This is a genomic window from Variovorax glucosi, assembly GCF_051216695.1.
Lineage (GTDB): Bacteria > Pseudomonadota > Gammaproteobacteria > Burkholderiales > Burkholderiaceae_C > Variovorax.
In genome coordinates, this window is the sequence record NZ_JBPJZE010000001.1 from 1688250 (window position 1) to 1705068 (window position 16819).

The window sequence follows — 16819 nt, forward strand, 5'->3', positions numbered from 1 at the left end:
CCAAAGTCTAGCCGAGCGTTTCGGATTCGATCAATTCCCGTACGCGCCGTGCGAGTACGCCCAGATCGAAAGGCTTGGTCAGCACATGCATGCCGACATCGAGGTGACCATGGCTCAGCACCGCGTTCTCCGCATAGCCGGTGATGAAAAGCACTTTCAGCCCGGCGCGAGCGACCCTTGCGGCGTCGGCCACCTGGCGTCCGTTCATTCCGCCCGGCAAACCCACGTCGGTCAGCAGCAGGTCGATGCGTTCGTCGGACTGCAGATAGCGCAGCGCTTCGGCACCGTCGCCGGCTTCCAGCGTGTGATAGCCCAGCTCCTGCATGACCTCGACGATGAGCATCCGCAAGGCGGCCTCGTCGTCGACTACCAGCACGGTCTGTCCGCGTTCAGCTTTGGGTACTTCGGCAACTCCGGGATGGTCGTCGGGCAGGTCTTCCTCGCCGCCGTGACGTGGCAGGTACATGCACACCATCGTGCCTTCGCCGACTTCCGAGTAGATGCGGACCTGACCGCCGGACTGCTTCGTGAAGCCATAGATCATCGACAGCCCGAGCCCCGTCCCCATGCCGATCGGCTTAGTCGTGAAGAACGGATCGAACGCACGCGCGATGACCTCCGGCGGCATGCCGACGCCGTTGTCGCTGACGCAAAGCGAGACATATTGACCAGGCTGCAGTTCTCGCTGCCGCGCCGTGCGGTCGTCGAGCCACCGGTTGGCCGTTTCGATCGTGAGCTTGCCACCCTGCGGCATCGCATCGCGCGCGTTGATGCAGAGATTGAGCAATGCGTTTTCGAGCTGATTCGGATCGACCTCCACTGTCCAGAGGCCCCCTGCACCCACGAATTCCAGGGTGATCGCCGGCCCCAGCGTCCGGCCGATCAGCTCCTGCATGTTGCCGACCAGCCGGTTCACATTCACCGTCTTCGGCTCCAGCGTCTGCTGACGAGAGAACGCCAGCAACCGGTGCGTCAGCGCCGCCGCTCGCTTCGCCGCACCCTGCGCGACCTCGATGTAGCGGTCGAGTTCGGTGAATCGGCCTTCGAGACCTCGACGGCGCATCAGCTCGAGACTGCCGGTGATGGCGCCCAGCAGGTTGTTGAAGTCGTGCGCAAGGCCGCCGGTGAGCTGCCCCACCGCTTCCAGCTTCTGGCTCTGCCGGAGCTGCTCCTTGGCAGCTTCCAGCTCGCTCAACCTGTCTTTTTCATGTGTGACATCGCGTGCTGCGGTGTAGAGCCGGTCGCCGTCCGGAACGGCGGTCCACGAGAGCCACCTGTAATCGCCCGACTTGGTCCTGTAGCGATTCTCGAAAGGCAGGAGCGCCGTGCCATCCATGAACTTCGATACGACTGCTTCGGTCCTCTGAAGATCGTCCGGATGCACGAACAGAAGGTATTGATTGGTGCAGATTTCGGAAGCGCTCCAGCCGAGCACCGTAGTCCACGCCGGGTTGACGCTCTCGAATTGCCCCTGGAGATTCACGATGCCCAGAAGGTCCTGGCTCAAAGCCCACGTCCTGTCGCGCTCGTATGTCCGGTCCCTGACCTGCAGCTCGAGAGATGCGGCCAGCTTTTGTAGATCGGCCTGGGCCTGTCGACGTGCGATGGCGATGCGGATTCGGTCGCCGACTTCCCAGGTGAAGTCGATTTCCTCCGAGGTCCAGATGCGCGACTGCCCATGGTTCAGATAGAGCAGCCCCACAAGATCGCCATGTTCGGTAAGCGGCATGTTGACGACCGCGAGCGCGTTGATGGCCTCCAGTGCGGCTGCGTTGTCGCAGGTGCGTGGATCGTGGTTCGCATCTGCAAAAGCCACCGTGATACCGCGCGACAGGTCTTCGACGTATGAGCCGTAATCGCGGAATTGCAGCGTGCCGGCCAGTGTCGGCACACCCGGGGCACACCAGTCGCGGCCGATCGCGATCGTTTCCGCCAGTTTGTTGACGATCCCGTAGCCGGCGCGATCGACCTTGAGTTCGCGCCCCAGCATCTCGGCTGCGACATAGGCGATTTCATCCGGATCGTCCAGATCGCGGATCCGATCGCTCAGGCCGATCAGCATCAGCCGTTGGCTGTCGACACGCGAGAAGGCCTGACGGACTTCGACCAGCGTTCCCTCCGTGTTCTCGCGCGAGTTCCGTTCGGCCGACTCGCGCAATGCGCGTTGCAGCACCACGGGAAGCCGCGTCATTCGCCCCTTGCCCACATAGTCGGTAGCACCGCGCTTGAGAAGCTCGACGGCGTTGTCTTCGCCGATCACACCCGAAACGAAGATGAAGGGAACATGCGGCGCGACCGCTAGCGCATGGTCCAGTGCCTGCTCGCCGGAGAATCCCGGCAGTTCGTAGTCGGACAGGATCACGTCCGGCGTGTCTCGCATCAACGCGTCGACGAAGCCTGCCTCATCGCTTTCCAGCCGGATGCTGACCGCAGGGTAGATGTCGCGCAACGCTTCCGTCAGCAACTCCGCATCGAACCTGGAATCTTCCAGCAGCAGAACCCTCAGCGTGCGCGCGCCGTTGTTCGCTTCAGCCATTGCCGCTTCAGTCATTGCGACGCGCCGCCCTGAGCGACCCGGGGGGCGGCTCGTTGAGAACGGCCCAGAAGATGCCGAGATCGGCGATGGCCGAGACGAAGTGATCGAAGTTCACCGGCTTCACCACATACGCATTGACGCCGAGCTGATAGCTCTTGACGACGTCTGCTTCTTCCTGCGAAGAAGTCAGCATGACGATCGGGATGCTGCGCAGTGCCGGATCGGCACGGACTGCTTCGAGCACTTCCAGACCCGTGACCTTCGGCAGCTTCAGGTCGAGAAGCACGACGGCCGGATTGCCTTCGGCGCGTCCGGCGTATTCGCCGTCCCTCCGCAGATAGTCCAGGGCGTGCGCGCCATCGCGCATGACCACCACGTCGTTGGCCAGCTGGCTGCGCTCCAGTGCGATCAGGGTGAGTTCCAGGTCGCGCTTGTCGTCTTCGACAAGCAGGATCGGCTTAAGCATTTTTTTCTCCGGGTCGGGCTGAAATTTGAGTACTCGATCTGGGAATGACGAACCCGAAGCGGGCGCCCCGACCGACCTCGCCATGCGCCCAGACCCTTCCGCCGTGTCGCTCGACGATCCGCTTCACGTTAGCCAGGCCGATGCCGGTACCTTCGAATTCTTCCGCCTGATGCAGGCGCTGGAACACGCCGAAGAGCTTGTCGACGTACTTCATCTGGAATCCGACACCGTTGTCCTCGACTTCGATGCCGTCGCCGTCTTCGCTGCGCGCGCTGCGGACCGAAATCTTTGCTGGCGAGCGATTGCGCGAGTATTTCGCCGCGTTCGCCATCAGGTTTCGAACAGCGACCTGAAGCAGCAGCGGGTCTGCATGCAGCGTGGGAAGGTCGGGCGCGATATCCCATTCGATCTTGGCCTCCCGATCGCCTCGGTCGTAGCGGTCGAGTTCCCGCATCAGACTGTCGACAAGGACGCCGCTGTCCACTGCTTTGTACTTGAGCGCCGAACGACTCATGCGAGAAAAATCGAGCAACGCATCGACAAGCTGGCCAGCGAACGTCGATGCTTCCTTCACCTGGCCCAGATAGCGCTGCGCACGATCGGAAAGCGTTTTTCCCTCCACGTCCATGACCAGATCGACATATCCGGCAATGTGGCGCATGGGAGCGCGCAGATCGTGAGAAACCGTGTACGAAAAAGCTTCGAGCTCCTTGTTCACGCGGCCGAGTTCCGAAGCGATCGCGGCAAGCTCTTCGGCGCGCCGGAGCACGATGCCGATCAGCGCCTGACGAAGCTCAGCCACTGCGCCGATCTCCACCGGCGACCATGGCTTCGACCGACCACGAATCTCCTCGACCCAACTGGCGAAACTCGCCCGTGGATGAATTCTTCCATCTGTCGACACCGCCAGCTTCCGGGGGTCGCCGGCCCAGTTCACCGTCTGCACGAATTCGGGCCGGAACCAGATGATCAGGTGACGGTGCACCTGCGAGATGGAAACCGCGAGCACGCCGGCAGCATTCCGAAACTTGTCGGCGCCATCGAAGTGGGCCGAAAGCGTGCTGCTTTCGTAAACCTCCACGCCCATGCCGCTGATCCAGCGTGCCAGCGACTGGATGTGAGCCTCGTCCGGCACATCGCCGACGGACCAGACCTTGTCGTCGAGCACGACCGCGGCGCCGTGCGACCGCGTCAGCCGCAACATCAACGATCCCTCGCGAACCAGATGCTGGAGCGTTCCGTCGCTTTCAGACAGGTGCGACACGATCGCCAGCGTGATCTTTCGCAATGCGAGACCTTCGGATACGGCAGATGTCACCTCATCGGACCGGATCTGCAGCGCCAACAGTTGGCCCAGGTGCTCGCATGCCAGCTTCGTCGGCATCGAAAGGTGCCTGGGCGCGTGATCGTGACAGGAAACAAGTCCCCAAAGACGCCCTCCGATCACGATCGAGACCGACATGGACGCCAGTGTGCCCATGTTGCGCATGTATTCAAGATGTATCGGCGATACGCTGCGCAGTTGCGCTTGCGACAGGTCGATCGCCTCGGCGCCGAAGCTTGGGTCGACCGCCATCAGCGGCACGGGCACATAGTCGGCATCGGCTATCAAACGGAACTGGTTGAGGCGATAGAGGTCGCGAGCCTGTTGCGGAATATCGGCAGCCGGAAAGCGGTGCTCGGCATAGCTTTCGTATCCGGCATCCAGTTCCTCGGCCAGAACTTCACCGTCGCCGGTTTCGTTGAAGCGGTAGACAAGGCATCGGCCGAAGCCGGTGAGCCGCTTCATCTCGCACGCGGCAAGCCGGGTCAGCTGCGCAAGCGAACTCGCTTCCTGAAGCTTTGGCAACAGTACGCGGGTGAGCGAATAGATGGGGGGATCGCTGGAATCCAGATCCGTTGAACGTTCGAGTTCAACGATGACATGCGACGAAGTCTTGTGCGCTTGCGCGTCGAAAAACACGTCGCCATCGGGCAACTTTCCAACGCTGATTGGCGGCTTGCCGACCTCAAGGGAATCCAACTGTCGAATGGACAAAGCCGAAGCTGCTGCCTCGGCCTTTTCGCGACTCAGGTTGCCACTGAAGGCCACCAGCTTCAACGTACTCTCTTTAAGCACCAGAAGCCTGCCGTGCGGCTGGATCGAACCCGGTGTCCTGATCGGCTCGGCCGCACACTCGGACAGCTGACTCGTCGATTGGCGCAAATGGACCAGTGGCCAGGATCCTACGGAATCAGCCACGAAATCGACCGCGCCTCTCTTCTTGGCTCAGCGGCGCGTAGCCCAGAGAGCACCCAGGAAGAAACCTGCGCCGACAGCTGCCGCGATGGTTGCGACCGGATTGGCAAGTGCCGACTCGCGGACCTGATCGACCACCTCGCCGTAGGCCTTCTGCGCCGAGCCTGCGACCTGACGGGCCTTGCCTTCTGCCTGGGTCGACGTGTCTCCGGTTGCGGCGCCGAACGCGTCCTGCACCTTGCCTGCCACCTTTTGAACTGCGCCTTCAGCTTGATCGAACATGATTGATTCCTGTAAAAAAGATTGTTTGGTCAAAAACGGAAACTCAGACTAAGCATGCAGAAGCAACCGCCGGTCCCGCAGCCTCCGCAAGGTGATGTAGTAAACGGGAAGCACGCCTTGCAGGACTGGGCCTTGCCGGCGAGTCGAAGCGTTCGAATCACGCGGAGATCAGTCGGCCAGCCGTCCCGCAACCAGGCGCAGCACGCGATCGCAACGACGGGCCAGCGTTTCATCGTGAGTGACCATGACGAAAGCGGTGCCGTGACGCTGGGCCAGGTCGAGCATCAGCGCGAAAACGCTGTCGGCCGTGGCACGGTCGAGGTTGCCGGTCGGCTCGTCGGCCAGCACGCAGTCGGGCCTCGTCACCAGCGCCCGCGCAATGGCGACCCGTTGACGCTCTCCGCCTGAGAGCTCAGCCGGTCGATGCTGCAGACGCGCGCCGAGACCGACCGAAGTCAGCATCTGCGTCGCAGCGTCTTCCATTTCCTTCACAGGCGCGCGCCGGATGCGCAGCGGCATGCCGACGTTGTCGAGCGCACTGAACTCCGGCAGCAGGTGGTGGAATTGATAGACGAAGCCCAGGTGCCGGTTGCGCAGGCGCCCCTGCTCGGCAGCGTCGACATGCGCGATGTTCTTGCCGTGCAGCTCCACGCTGCCGGAAGTCGGCGCATCGAGCCCGCCCATCAGGTGCAGCAGCGTGCTCTTGCCCGAACCCGACGAGCCGACGATGGCCAGCGTCTCGCCGGCATGCACGTCGAGATCGACGCCGTGCAGCACTGTGAGGTCGATACGACCTTCGTTGAAGCGCTTGGTCAGCCCGCGAACCTTGAGGACGACCTTCTTCTCATCACTCATAGCGCAAGGCCTCGGCGGGGTTCACACGGCTGGCACGCCAGCTCGGATAAAGGGTGGCAACAAAAGCCAGCGCCAGCGAGATCAGCGTGATCGGCATGATGTCGGAGCGCTGCGGATCGCTCGGCATGCGGCTGATCAGGTAGATGTCCTTCGGCAGAAAGCTGGCCTGGAACAGCCGCTCCAGCGCCGGCACGATCACGTCGATGTTGTAGGCGATGCCGAGCCCGAGCAGCAGGCCGCCGATGGTGCCAATTACGCCGACCATCGCGCCCTGCACCACGAAGATGCCCATGATGCTGCGCGGGCTGGCGCCGAGCGTGCGCAGGATGGCGATGTCGGCGCGCTTGTCGGTCACGGTCATCACGAGCGTCGAAACCAGGTTGAACGCAGCGACGGCGACGATCAGCGTGAGGATGATGAACATCATGCGTTTCTCGACCTGAACGGCCGCGAACCAGGTCTTGTTCTGGCGCGTCCAGTCGCGGATCAGGAACGAGCCCGGCAGCGTGCCGGCCAGCTGGTCGGCGACTTCCCGGGCCTTGTTCAGGTCCTTTAGCTTCAGACGGATGCCGGTCGGGCCTTCGAAGCGAAACACGCGTGCGGCGTCTTCGGCGTGCACCATCGCCAGCGCGGAGTCGTATTCGTAATGTCCGGAATCGAAGGTACCGACCACCGTGAACTGCTTCAGCCGCGGAACCACGCCAGCCGGCGTCACCTGACCGCCCGGCGCCACCAGCGTGACCTGATCGCCTTCGCGCACGTACAGCGACTTGGCCAACTCGGAGCCCAGCACGATGCCGAACGCCCCGGGCACCAGCCGCGCCAGCGCGCCCTGCTGCGCGATGGTGGCGATGTCGGTCACCTGCGGCTCCAGCGACGGAACGATACCGCGCACCAGCGTGCCTTTCATGTCCTCGCCGCGGGCGATCAGCGCCTGCGTGGCGATGAAAGGCGCGACGCCGACGACTTCGGTGTTCTTGCGTGCGGCGGCCATGATGGCGTCGATATCGGGCAGCGCCTGGCCGTCGCGCGAGAAGATCTCGATGTGCGAGACGACGCCCAGCATGCGGTCGCGAACTTCCTTCTGGAAGCCGTTCATGACGCTCAGCACGATGATCAGCGCGGCAACGCCAAGCCCGATGCCGAGCATCGACACGCCGGAGATGAAGGAGATGAAGCCATTGCGCCGCGTTGCCCGGCCTGCGCGCGTGTAGCGCCAGCCGAGTTGCAGTTCGTAGGGAAGAGCCATAGGGGCGGAATTGTGGCATCACGGTCTGCGGCCCCTGTCTCGCACCGACAATAGGCCCCATGGCTGCACCCTCTCCTTCCCGACACCTGCTGATTCCGTTTGCCGGTCGCTCCTCTCCCGCTTGCAAGGCCGCACTCGCGACCCTGAAACTTCCCAATCTCAAGACCTTGCTCGGCCGGCTCGCGATCGACGACGACGACAGTCAGGCCGAAACCACGCTGTCGCCGCCGCACGAACGCGCGCTCGCCCGCGCGCTCGGCCTCTCGGCAGAAGACGGCCTGATTCCGTGGGCCGCGCGCGAAGCGCAGCAGAACGGCCTGTCGCGCGCCGGCTCCGGCGAGCCCTGGGCGCTGCTCACGCTGTGCCACTGGCAGGTCGCGATCGATCAGGTCGTGCTGGACGACCCGGACGCCGTCGGCATCACCGAAGCCGAATCGCTGGCCTTGCTGGAAGCGGCGCGGCCGTTCTTCCAGGAAGACGGCATCGCGGTGCGCCGATCCGGTACGCCGGGCCGCTGGCTTGCGCGCGGCGAGCTGTTCCGCACGCTGCCGACGGCATCGGTCGACCGCGTCGCCGGCCAATCGATCGCCGAATGGGCGCCTTTGTCCGACGCGCTCAAGCCGGTGCGCAAACTGCAGAACGAGATGCAGATGCTGCTCTACACGCAGCGCGTGAACGACGACCGCGTCGCGCGCGGCGCGCAGCCGATCAACTCTTTCTGGCTCAGCGGAACCGGGTCCGTCTCCAAGGACTTCAAGGAAGCCAAGACCCAGCCCTCGGTGATCGACACGCTCCGCAAGCCCGCATTGGCCGACGACGCCGCCGCATGGGCCGCCGCCTGGCAAGCGCTTGACGCCGGCCCCGTCGCCGAACTGCTTGCAGCCTGCACGCGGGGCGAGCCGGTGACGCTCACGCTGTGCGGCGACCGCGCCGCGCGCAGCTTCGTTCCGCGCTCGGGCGGCTTGCTCGGCCGCCTGAAGCGGCTGCTGAATCGGACGCAGGCCACCACCGTGCTCGAAGCGCTGTGAAGATCGTCGCCCGCGACATTCCGCCGCGTTCCGTCTGGGCGCTGGAGCAGGCCGGCGTGCATCCACTGCTTGCGCGCCTTTTCGCGGCGCGCGGCGTGCTCGGCAAGGAAGAACTAGACGACGGCCTCGCCCGCCTGCTGCCGCCAGACACGCTTTTCGGCACGCGCGCCGCAGCAGTGCTGCTGGCCGATGCGATCCGCGACGACAAGCGTCTTTGCGTGGTCGCCGATTACGACTGCGACGGCGCGACCGCATGCGCCGTGGCCGTGCGCGGCCTGAAGCTGCTCGGCGCGAAACATGTCACCTACCTCGTGCCAGACCGTGTCGTCGACGGCTACGGCCTGACGCCGCCGATTTCCGAGCGCGTGGCCAACGCCGGCGCCGACATGCTCATCACCGTCGACAACGGCATCGCCAGCGTCGAAGGCGTGGCAGCGGCCAAGGCGCGCGGGCTGCAGGTGCTGGTGACCGACCATCACCTGCCCGGCCCGACGTTGCCCGAAGCCGATGTGATGGTCAATCCGAACCAGCCGGACTGCAGTTTCGAAAGCAAGAGCATCGCTGGCGTCGGCGTGATCTTCTACGTGCTGCTTTCGCTGCGCTCCGAGTTGCGCGCGCGCGGCGTGTTCGACATCGCCAGCCAGCCGAAGCTCGACGCGCTCTTGCCGCTGGTCGCGCTCGGCACCGTCGCCGACGTGGTCCGGCTCGATGCCAACAACCGCCGCCTCGTCGCGCAAGGCCTGCGCCGCATCCGCGCGGGATCGATGCCGGCCGGCGTGGCCGCGCTGTTCCGCGCTGCGGGCCGCAACGCACCGACTGCCACCACCTTCGATTTCGGCTTTGCGCTCGGTCCTCGCATCAACGCGGCCGGTCGGCTGGCCGACATGACGCTCGGCATCGAATGCCTGCTGACCGACGACCCCGGCCGCGCCGACGAACTCGCGCGCCTGCTGGACGGCATCAATCGCGAGCGCCGCGACATCGAAGTCGGCATGCGCGAACGTGCGCTGCTGCTGGCCGAGTCTCTTTTCGTCACGACGGAAGACGAGACGCCCGCTGCGATCAGCGTCTTCGGCCCCGACTTCCACGAAGGCGTCGTCGGCATCGTCGCTTCGCGCATCAAGGACCGTTTCCACCGCCCGACCTTCGTCTTCGCGGCCAGCGGTGCGCCGGGCAAGTCGCACGAACTCAAGGGTTCGGGCCGTTCGATTCCCGGCTTCCATCTGCGCGACGCCCTCGATCTGGTGGCCAAGCGTCATCCCGGCGTGCTGTTGCGATTCGGCGGCCATGCAATGGCGGCCGGCTGCACCGTGGCGCGCGAGAAGTTCGAGATCTTCGAGCGCGCGCTGGCCGAAGTCGCACGCGAATGGCTCGATGCCGCCACGCTGACACGTCGGCTCGACACCGACGGCCCGCTCGCCGCCGAATACCTGCGCGTCGATCTGGTCGACACGCTGCATCGCGAGGTCTGGGGGCAGGGCTTTGCGCCGCCGACCTTCAGCGAAGAAGTGGAAGTGATTTCGCAGCGCCTGATCGGCGAGAAGCACTTGGCGCTCAAGCTGAAGCATCAGGGCAAGCCGGTCGACGGCATCTGGTTCAGCCACACCGAGCCGTTGCCACCGCGCGCGACCCTGGCTTTCAGGCTCGATGCGGACGAATGGCAAGGCGTGCGGCGTGTGCGTTTTCTGGTCGAAGGCATGGCCGGCTAGCTTCGACGGTCGCAGGACGCTAGGTGCCGTCGCCGCGCTTCGCCAGCATCGCGACGAGTTCAGGCACGAAGGCCTGCGGGTCGCCCTCTTTGGTCGCGCGCTCGAAGGTCTGGCGGACGCCGTCGGCGATGGCTCTGGCGGAATTGCTGTCGGCGGCCATGGTCGTGTAGTAACCGAGATCCTTGAGCGCGTTCGACATCGCAAAGCGCAGTCCGTTCGGGTCCTTCGCCAGCAGCACTGGTTTCAGCCGCTCCAGCGCCGTCCCGCCGCCGCCGCCCTTGCTCAATACATCGACGAACACTTCCGGAGCGACACCCGCACGCTCGGCGCAGGCAGCGGCCTCGGCAATCAGCGCCACCGAGCCGAGCGACACGTAGTTGTGCAACAGCTTCATGCGGTGACCGGCACCTACCGGGCCCGCATGGGTGATGTTCTCCGCAAAACATGCGAGCAGCGGACGGACTTCCGCGAACAGCGCATCGTCCGATCCGACCAGCAGGTTGAGCCGCCCTTCGGCCGCCTCCTTGGGCGTGCGGGTCATCGCGGAATCCATGAAGCGTCCGCCGGCTTCGGACACGCATCGGGCGAGGCGTTCGGTCGAGGTCGGGATGGCAGTCGAGCAGTCGATGACGATCAGGCCGGGGCGCATGCCTTGCAGAACCGCACCCTCGCCAGCTTGACCGAGCAGAACGGCCTCGACCTGCGGCGATCCGGTCACGCAGAGCAGCAGGATGTCGACCGACGCCGCAAGCGCGCTGGCGTCGGCAAATGTAGCGACGCCGGCGGCTTTCAGCGTCTCCAGTGGCTGGTTCCCCGGATGCTCCAGCACTGCAAGCGGGTAGCCGTGCCTGACGATGTTCGTCGCGATCCCGTGGCCCATCATGCCGACGCCGATCAATCCGATTTTCTTCATTCGTGTCTCCTGAAACAGTTGTTGCAAATGTGCCGCAAACAGCTGCATGCCGTCCTGCGGGCGGGAATTTCGCGCACACGCAAAGTTGGGATCGCCTACGCAATGGGGCAGCCGACGGGACTAGAACTTACCAATTCTGATCAACAACACATGGAGTCCCAATGGCTGCAAACGAAAAAGCATCGTCCACCCCCGGCGAAAAGACAGCAACTGAAAAACAGGCCGTCGTTCCCAACCTCGACCAGAAAAGCCACGAGACGCAGAAGTACGGCGAAATCGTCAAGCTCCCCAACGGCCTGTCGGAGAAGGTTTGCAAGGAGAGCGTTGCCTTGCTCAACCAGTGCCTGGCGGACACGATCACGCTTCGCGACATGTACAAGAAGCACCACTGGCAAGTCGTCGGCCCGACGTTCAACCAGCTGCACCTGATGTATGACCAGCATTTCATCGCACAGGTCGAACTGGTGGACATCCTGGCCGAACGTATTCAGCTGCTGGGCGGCATTGCGCTCGCCATGGCTGGCGACATTGCCGAAACCACGAAGATCCCGCGCCCGCCGCGCGGTCGCGAACCGGCTGCAGTGCAGATCCGTCGTCTGGCCGAAGCTCACGAAATGATCATCATCGAGGCACGCAAGGCAGCCAAGGCTGTCGACGAATCCGGCGATGATGGCAGCAATGACGTGTTCGTCAGCAACGTGCTGCGCACCAACGAGCTGCAGGTCTGGTTCCTGACCGAGCATCTGGTTGCGGCTTCGCCGGTTGAAGCCTGACGCTCGTCAGATTTCGATCTGAGGCTGAAGCGCGCGGATACGGCGGGTGGCGACACCCGCTGCAGCCGTGCGCGTTTCAACGCCCAGTTTCACGTACACCCGCTCGAGGTGTTTCTTGACCGTCGCCGGGCTGCTTCCGACGATCTCGCCGATGTCGCGGTTGGTCTTTCCCTTGACGACCCAGTAGAGGACCTCGGCTTCGCGCGCGGTGAGCTTCAGGCTGAGGCTCATGGCCTCGATCACGCTGGCGTCGGACACCTCCCGCATGATGATGAGCCAGTCGTCGCCAGCGTCGTCATGCCCGGTCTGCTGATGCAGCCGCAGCGTCAGCGTGAGGGCGCCACGCACGATCGACAGCACAGGCGGTTCCACCTGCCGCTCCTGGGCGTCGGGAAGATGGCGCGTCAGCCACTCGAGCAGAACGGGCGGTGCTTCGGGCACAGTCGTCTCGCAGTAACGCAGCAGCAGTTCGCGTGCAAGCGCCGTCTGCCAGATGATCTTTCCCTCCGGCAGGCGAATCGTGATGCTGGCGTAGCCGAACGCATCCAGCGCATTGCGCGCCTGGCCGGCCTGCTGCGCCTCCTGCCGCGCCCGCCGTGCGCCCTGCAGGTGCACGTTCATGCGCGCCAGCACTTCCTTCGGCTTGATCGGCTTGGTCACGTAGTCCACACCGCCCGCCTCCAGCGCGGCCACAAGATGCTCGGTCTCGGTCAGGCCGGTCATGAATACGATGGGAATGTGTGCGGTCACAGGGTCTGCCTTCAGTCGGCGTGCGACCTCGAAACCGTCCATTCCCGGCATCATGGCGTCGAGAAGCACGATGTCGGGGCGCGCCTGCGCGGCACGCGCGAGCGCCGCCTCGCCGCTGGTGGCGACGAGCACCGTGTAGCCGGATTCGTCGAGCGCGTCATGCAGCACGGCGAGGTTGTCCGGCACGTCGTCGACGATCAGCACCAGATCGCTGTTGCTGGCGAGCGCGCGCCCGGAAAGGTTGCCGCCCGCGTTCACAGCATCGCCTCGAAACGGAACTGTCGCGCAAGAACGCGCTGGTTCGCAGTCCAGGCGGCGCAGGCGGGTTCGGCGGCATCGATGGCGTCCAGCTGATTCATGATTCCCCGAAAGTAACCCAAACCGACAGCGTCCTTCAAAGCGGCCAGGCGTTCGTCGGACGGCGCGACCAGCGCAACCGGCGGCGTGTCTGCCGTCGTCGCCGCCGCGATCGGCGACTCGGTCCATTGCAGCTTCAACCGGCGCTCCAGCCAGTCGAGCAATTCGCTGTGGCGCACCGGCTTGACGAAGAAGTCTTCCGGTGCGATGCCGGCATCGTTCTCGAGTCGCTTGTCGAACGCATTGGCCGAGACGATGGCGACGTGTCCCGGCGCCAGCCCTTCGGCGAATGCGCGCGCGCGGCGGATGGTTTCCCAGCCGTCGATGCCCGGCATGGCGAGGTCGACGAACATGGCGTCGGGCCGGAACCCGGCGGCGATGAGGTCGAGCGCATCGTGACCGCTCGCGGCCGTACGCAGCTCGAAGCCGAGCGGCTCCAGCAGACGGCCGAGCAGATCGCGGTCGGCCTCTTCGTTGTCGACCACCAGCACGCGGCGGCGGTCGCCCAGATAGCCCCGCCGCGGCGTCCGCACCGGCTGCCCTTCCGCCGGAGATCGCTTGCGACGGGCATCGCCGTGCATGCGCGGCAGGAACAGGCGCACCCGAAAGACGGAGCCGGCGCCCGGCGTGCTCTGCACCGACATCTCGCCGCCCATGAGGTCGGTCAGCATCTTCGCGATCGTCAGGCCGAGCCCCGCACCCGGCACCTGTCGCGCCGGACTGGCACCCGCTCCCGCTCCGGCACCGCCGCCCGCCATGCCCGGCGCACCGCGCGCAAAGGGTTCAAAGATGCGCTCAATCTCTTCAGCCGACATGCCCGGCCCGGTATCTTCGATCTCCAGCGCCGCGAATTCGCGCGCATAGCGCAGGCGCAGCGTGACCCGGCCGCTCGACGTGAACTTGATCGCGTTGCCCAGCAGGTTGATCAGGATCTGCCGCACGCGCTTCTCGTCGGCGCGCACCACCTCGGGCACGTCGCCCGAAGGCTCGAAACGGAAGGCCAGCCCCTTCTCCGCCGCCTGCAGCTCGAACATGTCGGCCAGCTCGCGCATCGTCTCGCCGAACTGCATCGGCCGCGCATGCAGCGTGAGCTTGCCGGCCTCGATGTGGGCGATGTCCAGCGTGCCCTCGATCAGCGACAGCAGATGCTCGCCGCCGCGCTGGATCACCGCGACCGCCTGCTGGCGGTGCGGCGGCACCGACGGGTCTTCGCCCATCAGCTGCGCGTAGCCCAGGATGCTGTTGAGCGGCGTGCGCAACTCGTGGCTGATGGCGCTGATGTAGCGGCTCTTGGCCTGGTTCGCATGGTCGGCGGCGCGGCGGGCGTCTTCGGCGGCCAGCTTGGCCTGTTCGGCAACCTCTCGCGCCTCGTCGGCGCTCTGCTTGGCGGCCTGCAGCGCGCGGTCGGTCTCGCGATGGAGTTCGATCTCGCGCACCAGCAGATGGGTCTGACGGTTCGATTCCTCCTGCGCCACCTTGCGGCTCTGGTGCGCAAGCACCAGCCACCAGGCCACGATGCCGGCGATGAGCAGCAGCGCCATGTACGACTTCAGGAAGCCCGAGCGTAGCGATGCGTACTGCGCCTTGAGCACGGCCGAGGCGACGTCGCCGGGAGGCAGCAGGCCGATGGCGCCCTCGCCGAGCGCGCGCAGTTCCTGCTGATAAAGGACCCCGAACACGGTCGCCAGCAGAGGCACGACGATCAACGTCAGCAGCAGGAAATGACCGAGCCCGGTGTCGAGGTACGGCCAGACGCGGCGCGGCAGCAGCCAGCGCAACGCACCCGACCATTGCACCGACAGGCTAGCCTGCGGCTTGCAGAGGTCGCCGCAGCGGGCGTCGAGCGTGCAGCACAGCGAACAGATCGCGCCCTGGTAGGCGGGGCAATGCGCCATGTCGGGTGCCTCATAGTCGCGCTCGCAGATCACGCAGCGCTGCACGATCAGCCGGCGGATCGCGTCGGATGCCGCATCGGTCGCGGTCTCGACGCGCGCCCATCGCACGGCGCCGCGCGCGACCCGTGCCTGTTGGTGCGCATCGTGAACAGGCCCGCGCGCCAGGTAGTACTTGCCGCGCGTGGCCCAGGCAATCAGCGGTGACGTCACCAGTGCGGTACCGAGCGCGATCAGCGCCGAGAACGACTGCGCCAGCGAGCCGAAGAATCCCAGGTAGGCGCAGATCGACAGTGCCGAGGCCAGCGCCATCGCGCCGACGCCGACCGGGTTGATGTCCCAGAGATGCGCGCGCTTGAACTCGATGCCCGGCGGCGACAGGCCCAGTGGCTTGTTGATGACCAGGTCGGCCACCACGGCCATCATCCAGGCGATGGCGATGTTGGCGTAGAGACCGAGCACGTCGCCCAATGCCTCGAACACGTTCATTTCCATCAACATGAAGGCGATCAGTGCGTTGAACACCACCCACACCACCCGCCCCGGATGGCTGTGGGTGACGCGCGAGAAGAAATTGCTCCAGGCCAGCGAGCCGGCGTAGGCATTGGTGACGTTGATCTTGAGCTGCGAAATCACCACGAACAACGCCGTGGCCGCCACGGCCCAACCGTAGTCGGGGAACACGTATTCGTACGCCGCCAGGTACATCTGATTGGGATCGACCGCTCGTTCAGCCGGCACCATGTGACTGATCGCGAGATAGGCCAGCAGTGCGCCGCCCAGCATCTTCAAAACGCCCATCACGGTCCAGCCGGGTCCACCGACCAGCACGCCGGCCCACCAGCGCTTGCGATTGCCGGCGCTGCGGACCGGCATGAAGCGCAGGTAGTCGGCCTGCTCGCCCATCTGCGTGATGAGCGCAATGCCGACCGTAAGAGCCGCACCGAACGAGTGCATATCGAAGCCCGATTCACCCCGTTTTGCGCCGACATAGTGCGTTATGCCCGCGAACGCACCAGGATCGCGCACCAGCACGTAGCCGAACGGCACCACCAGCATCACCAGCCAGAGCGGCTGCGTCCACAGCTGCAGCCTGCTGATGGCGGAGACGCCGTGCGTGACCAGCGGAATCACGACCAGCGCGCAGACGAGGTAGCCCCAGGCCGGCGGAATGCCGAGCGCCAGCTCCAGCGCATACGCCATCACGGCGGCTTCCAGTGCGAAGAAGATGAATGTGAAGGATGCGTAGATCAGTGATGTGAGCGTCGAACCGATGTAGCCGAAGCCGGCGCCTCGCGTCAGCAGGTCCATGTCGACGCCGTAACGCGCGGCATAGACGCTGATCGGCAGGCCGGCCATGAAGATGATCAGGCCGGTCGCCAGGATCGCCCAGAACGCATTGACGAAGCCGTACTGCACCAGCAACGTCGCGCCGACCGCCTCCAGGATCAGGAACGATGCCGCACCGCCGAACGCCGTGTTGGCGACCGTCCATTCCGACATCTTGCGGAAGCGCTGCGGCGTGTAGCGCAACGCGTAATCCTCGAGCGTCTCGCGCGCCACCCAGCTGTTGTAGTCGCGCCGGACCTTGACGATGCGCTGCGGGGCATCGCTTTCGGGTGCAACTGGGGAAGTGGCTTCGTTCACTTTCTGACGGTGCAGAAAGCATGCCATCGGTCCAAAAATCTAGGAGCACTCCGAGAGTGAGGCAAACCCGCGAGCCTTACTTTCGCAGCGCTGTCGCCTTGGCAGCGCATCTGGACAATTCGA

General features: G+C 64.9%; 12 protein-coding genes. 3 read left to right on the plus strand and 9 right to left on the minus strand.

Annotation, left to right across the window (positions count from 1 at the left end):
- Window positions 1-7 precede the first annotated feature (7 nt).
- From ACSFA3_RS07950 to ACSFA3_RS07975, 6 genes are all read right to left on the minus strand, one after another.
- Window positions 8-2536, minus strand: a complete 2529-nt coding sequence (locus tag ACSFA3_RS07950) for a response regulator (RefSeq protein ID WP_435504820.1) — start codon at window positions 2534-2536, stop codon at window positions 8-10.
- 7 nt (window positions 2537-2543) lie between these two features.
- Window positions 2544-3002 carry a response regulator gene (locus ACSFA3_RS07955; protein ID WP_435504821.1) on the minus strand — a complete coding sequence of 153 codons (459 nt, stop codon included), beginning with the start codon at window positions 3000-3002 and terminating at the stop codon, window positions 2544-2546.
- Complete coding sequence (locus ACSFA3_RS07960; protein WP_435504822.1) at window positions 2995-5244, minus strand: ATP-binding protein; 2250 nt, start codon at window positions 5242-5244, stop codon at window positions 2995-2997. The genes ACSFA3_RS07955 and ACSFA3_RS07960 overlap by 8 nt, the downstream gene beginning before the upstream one ends.
- A gap of 27 nt (window positions 5245-5271) precedes the next feature.
- Window positions 5272-5523, minus strand: coding sequence for a CsbD family protein (locus ACSFA3_RS07965; RefSeq protein WP_435504823.1), 252 nt, complete (start codon window positions 5521-5523; stop codon window positions 5272-5274).
- A 168-nt stretch (window positions 5524-5691) separates the two neighbouring features.
- On the minus strand, window positions 5692-6378 hold the full coding sequence (lolD, locus tag ACSFA3_RS07970) for a lipoprotein-releasing ABC transporter ATP-binding protein LolD (protein WP_435504824.1): 687 nt from the start codon (window positions 6376-6378) through the stop codon (window positions 5692-5694).
- Entirely contained in the window at window positions 6371-7627 is a 1257-nt protein-coding gene (locus tag ACSFA3_RS07975; RefSeq protein WP_435504825.1) for a lipoprotein-releasing ABC transporter permease subunit, read from the minus strand. The genes lolD and ACSFA3_RS07975 overlap by 8 nt, the downstream gene beginning before the upstream one ends.
- A 59-nt stretch (window positions 7628-7686) precedes the next feature.
- Here ACSFA3_RS07975 and ACSFA3_RS07980 point away from each other — a divergent pair, with 59 nt between their 5' ends.
- Window positions 7687-8655 carry a hypothetical protein gene (locus ACSFA3_RS07980; protein WP_435504826.1) on the plus strand — a complete coding sequence of 323 codons (969 nt, stop codon included), beginning with the start codon at window positions 7687-7689 and terminating at the stop codon, window positions 8653-8655.
- On the plus strand, window positions 8652-10364 hold the full coding sequence (recJ, locus tag ACSFA3_RS07985; RefSeq protein WP_435504827.1) for a single-stranded-DNA-specific exonuclease RecJ: 1713 nt from the start codon (window positions 8652-8654) through the stop codon (window positions 10362-10364). The genes ACSFA3_RS07980 and recJ overlap by 4 nt, the downstream gene beginning before the upstream one ends.
- A gap of 19 nt (window positions 10365-10383) precedes the next feature.
- On the opposite strand, the gene ACSFA3_RS07990 is transcribed toward recJ, so the two are convergent.
- The gene (locus ACSFA3_RS07990; protein ID WP_435504828.1) at window positions 10384-11277 is read right to left on the minus strand and encodes an NAD(P)-dependent oxidoreductase; all 894 of its coding nucleotides are present in this window, start codon (window positions 11275-11277) and stop codon (window positions 10384-10386) included.
- A gap of 161 nt (window positions 11278-11438) precedes the next feature.
- Here ACSFA3_RS07990 and ACSFA3_RS07995 point away from each other — a divergent pair, with 161 nt between their 5' ends.
- Complete coding sequence (locus ACSFA3_RS07995; RefSeq protein WP_435504829.1) at window positions 11439-12050, plus strand: Dps family protein; 612 nt, start codon at window positions 11439-11441, stop codon at window positions 12048-12050.
- 6 nt (window positions 12051-12056) lie between these two features.
- Here ACSFA3_RS07995 and ACSFA3_RS08000 read toward each other — a convergent pair whose 3' ends face one another.
- Window positions 12057-13058, minus strand: coding sequence for a response regulator (locus tag ACSFA3_RS08000; RefSeq protein ID WP_435504830.1), 1002 nt, complete (start codon window positions 13056-13058; stop codon window positions 12057-12059).
- On the minus strand, window positions 13055-16723 hold the full coding sequence (locus ACSFA3_RS08005; protein WP_435504831.1) for a hybrid sensor histidine kinase/response regulator: 3669 nt from the start codon (window positions 16721-16723) through the stop codon (window positions 13055-13057). The genes ACSFA3_RS08000 and ACSFA3_RS08005 overlap by 4 nt, the downstream gene beginning before the upstream one ends.
- Window positions 16724-16819: the final 96 nt, after the last annotated feature.

Excerpts from the sequence above, each read along its gene's own strand:
- ACSFA3_RS07965 (WP_435504823.1), bottom strand. The coding sequence starts at position 5,523 with ATGTTCGATCAAGCTGAAGGCGCAGTTCAAAAGGTGGCAGGCAAGGTG.
- ACSFA3_RS07975 (WP_435504825.1), bottom strand. The coding sequence starts at position 7,627 with ATGGCTCTTCCCTACGAACTGCAACTCGGCTGGCGCTACACGCGCGCA.
- ACSFA3_RS07955 (WP_435504821.1), bottom strand. The coding sequence starts at position 3,002 with ATGCTTAAGCCGATCCTGCTTGTCGAAGACGACAAGCGCGACCTGGAA.
- ACSFA3_RS07995 (WP_435504829.1), top strand. The coding sequence starts at position 11,439 with ATGGCTGCAAACGAAAAAGCATCGTCCACCCCCGGCGAAAAGACAGCA.
- lolD (WP_435504824.1), bottom strand. The coding sequence starts at position 6,378 with ATGAGTGATGAGAAGAAGGTCGTCCTCAAGGTTCGCGGGCTGACCAAG.
- ACSFA3_RS07990 (WP_435504828.1), bottom strand. The coding sequence starts at position 11,277 with ATGAAGAAAATCGGATTGATCGGCGTCGGCATGATGGGCCACGGGATC.
- ACSFA3_RS07950 (WP_435504820.1), bottom strand. The coding sequence starts at position 2,536 with ATGGCTGAAGCGAACAACGGCGCGCGCACGCTGAGGGTTCTGCTGCTG.
- ACSFA3_RS08005 (WP_435504831.1), bottom strand. The coding sequence starts at position 16,723 with ATGGCATGCTTTCTGCACCGTCAGAAAGTGAACGAAGCCACTTCCCCA.
- ACSFA3_RS07980 (WP_435504826.1), top strand. The coding sequence starts at position 7,687 with ATGGCTGCACCCTCTCCTTCCCGACACCTGCTGATTCCGTTTGCCGGT.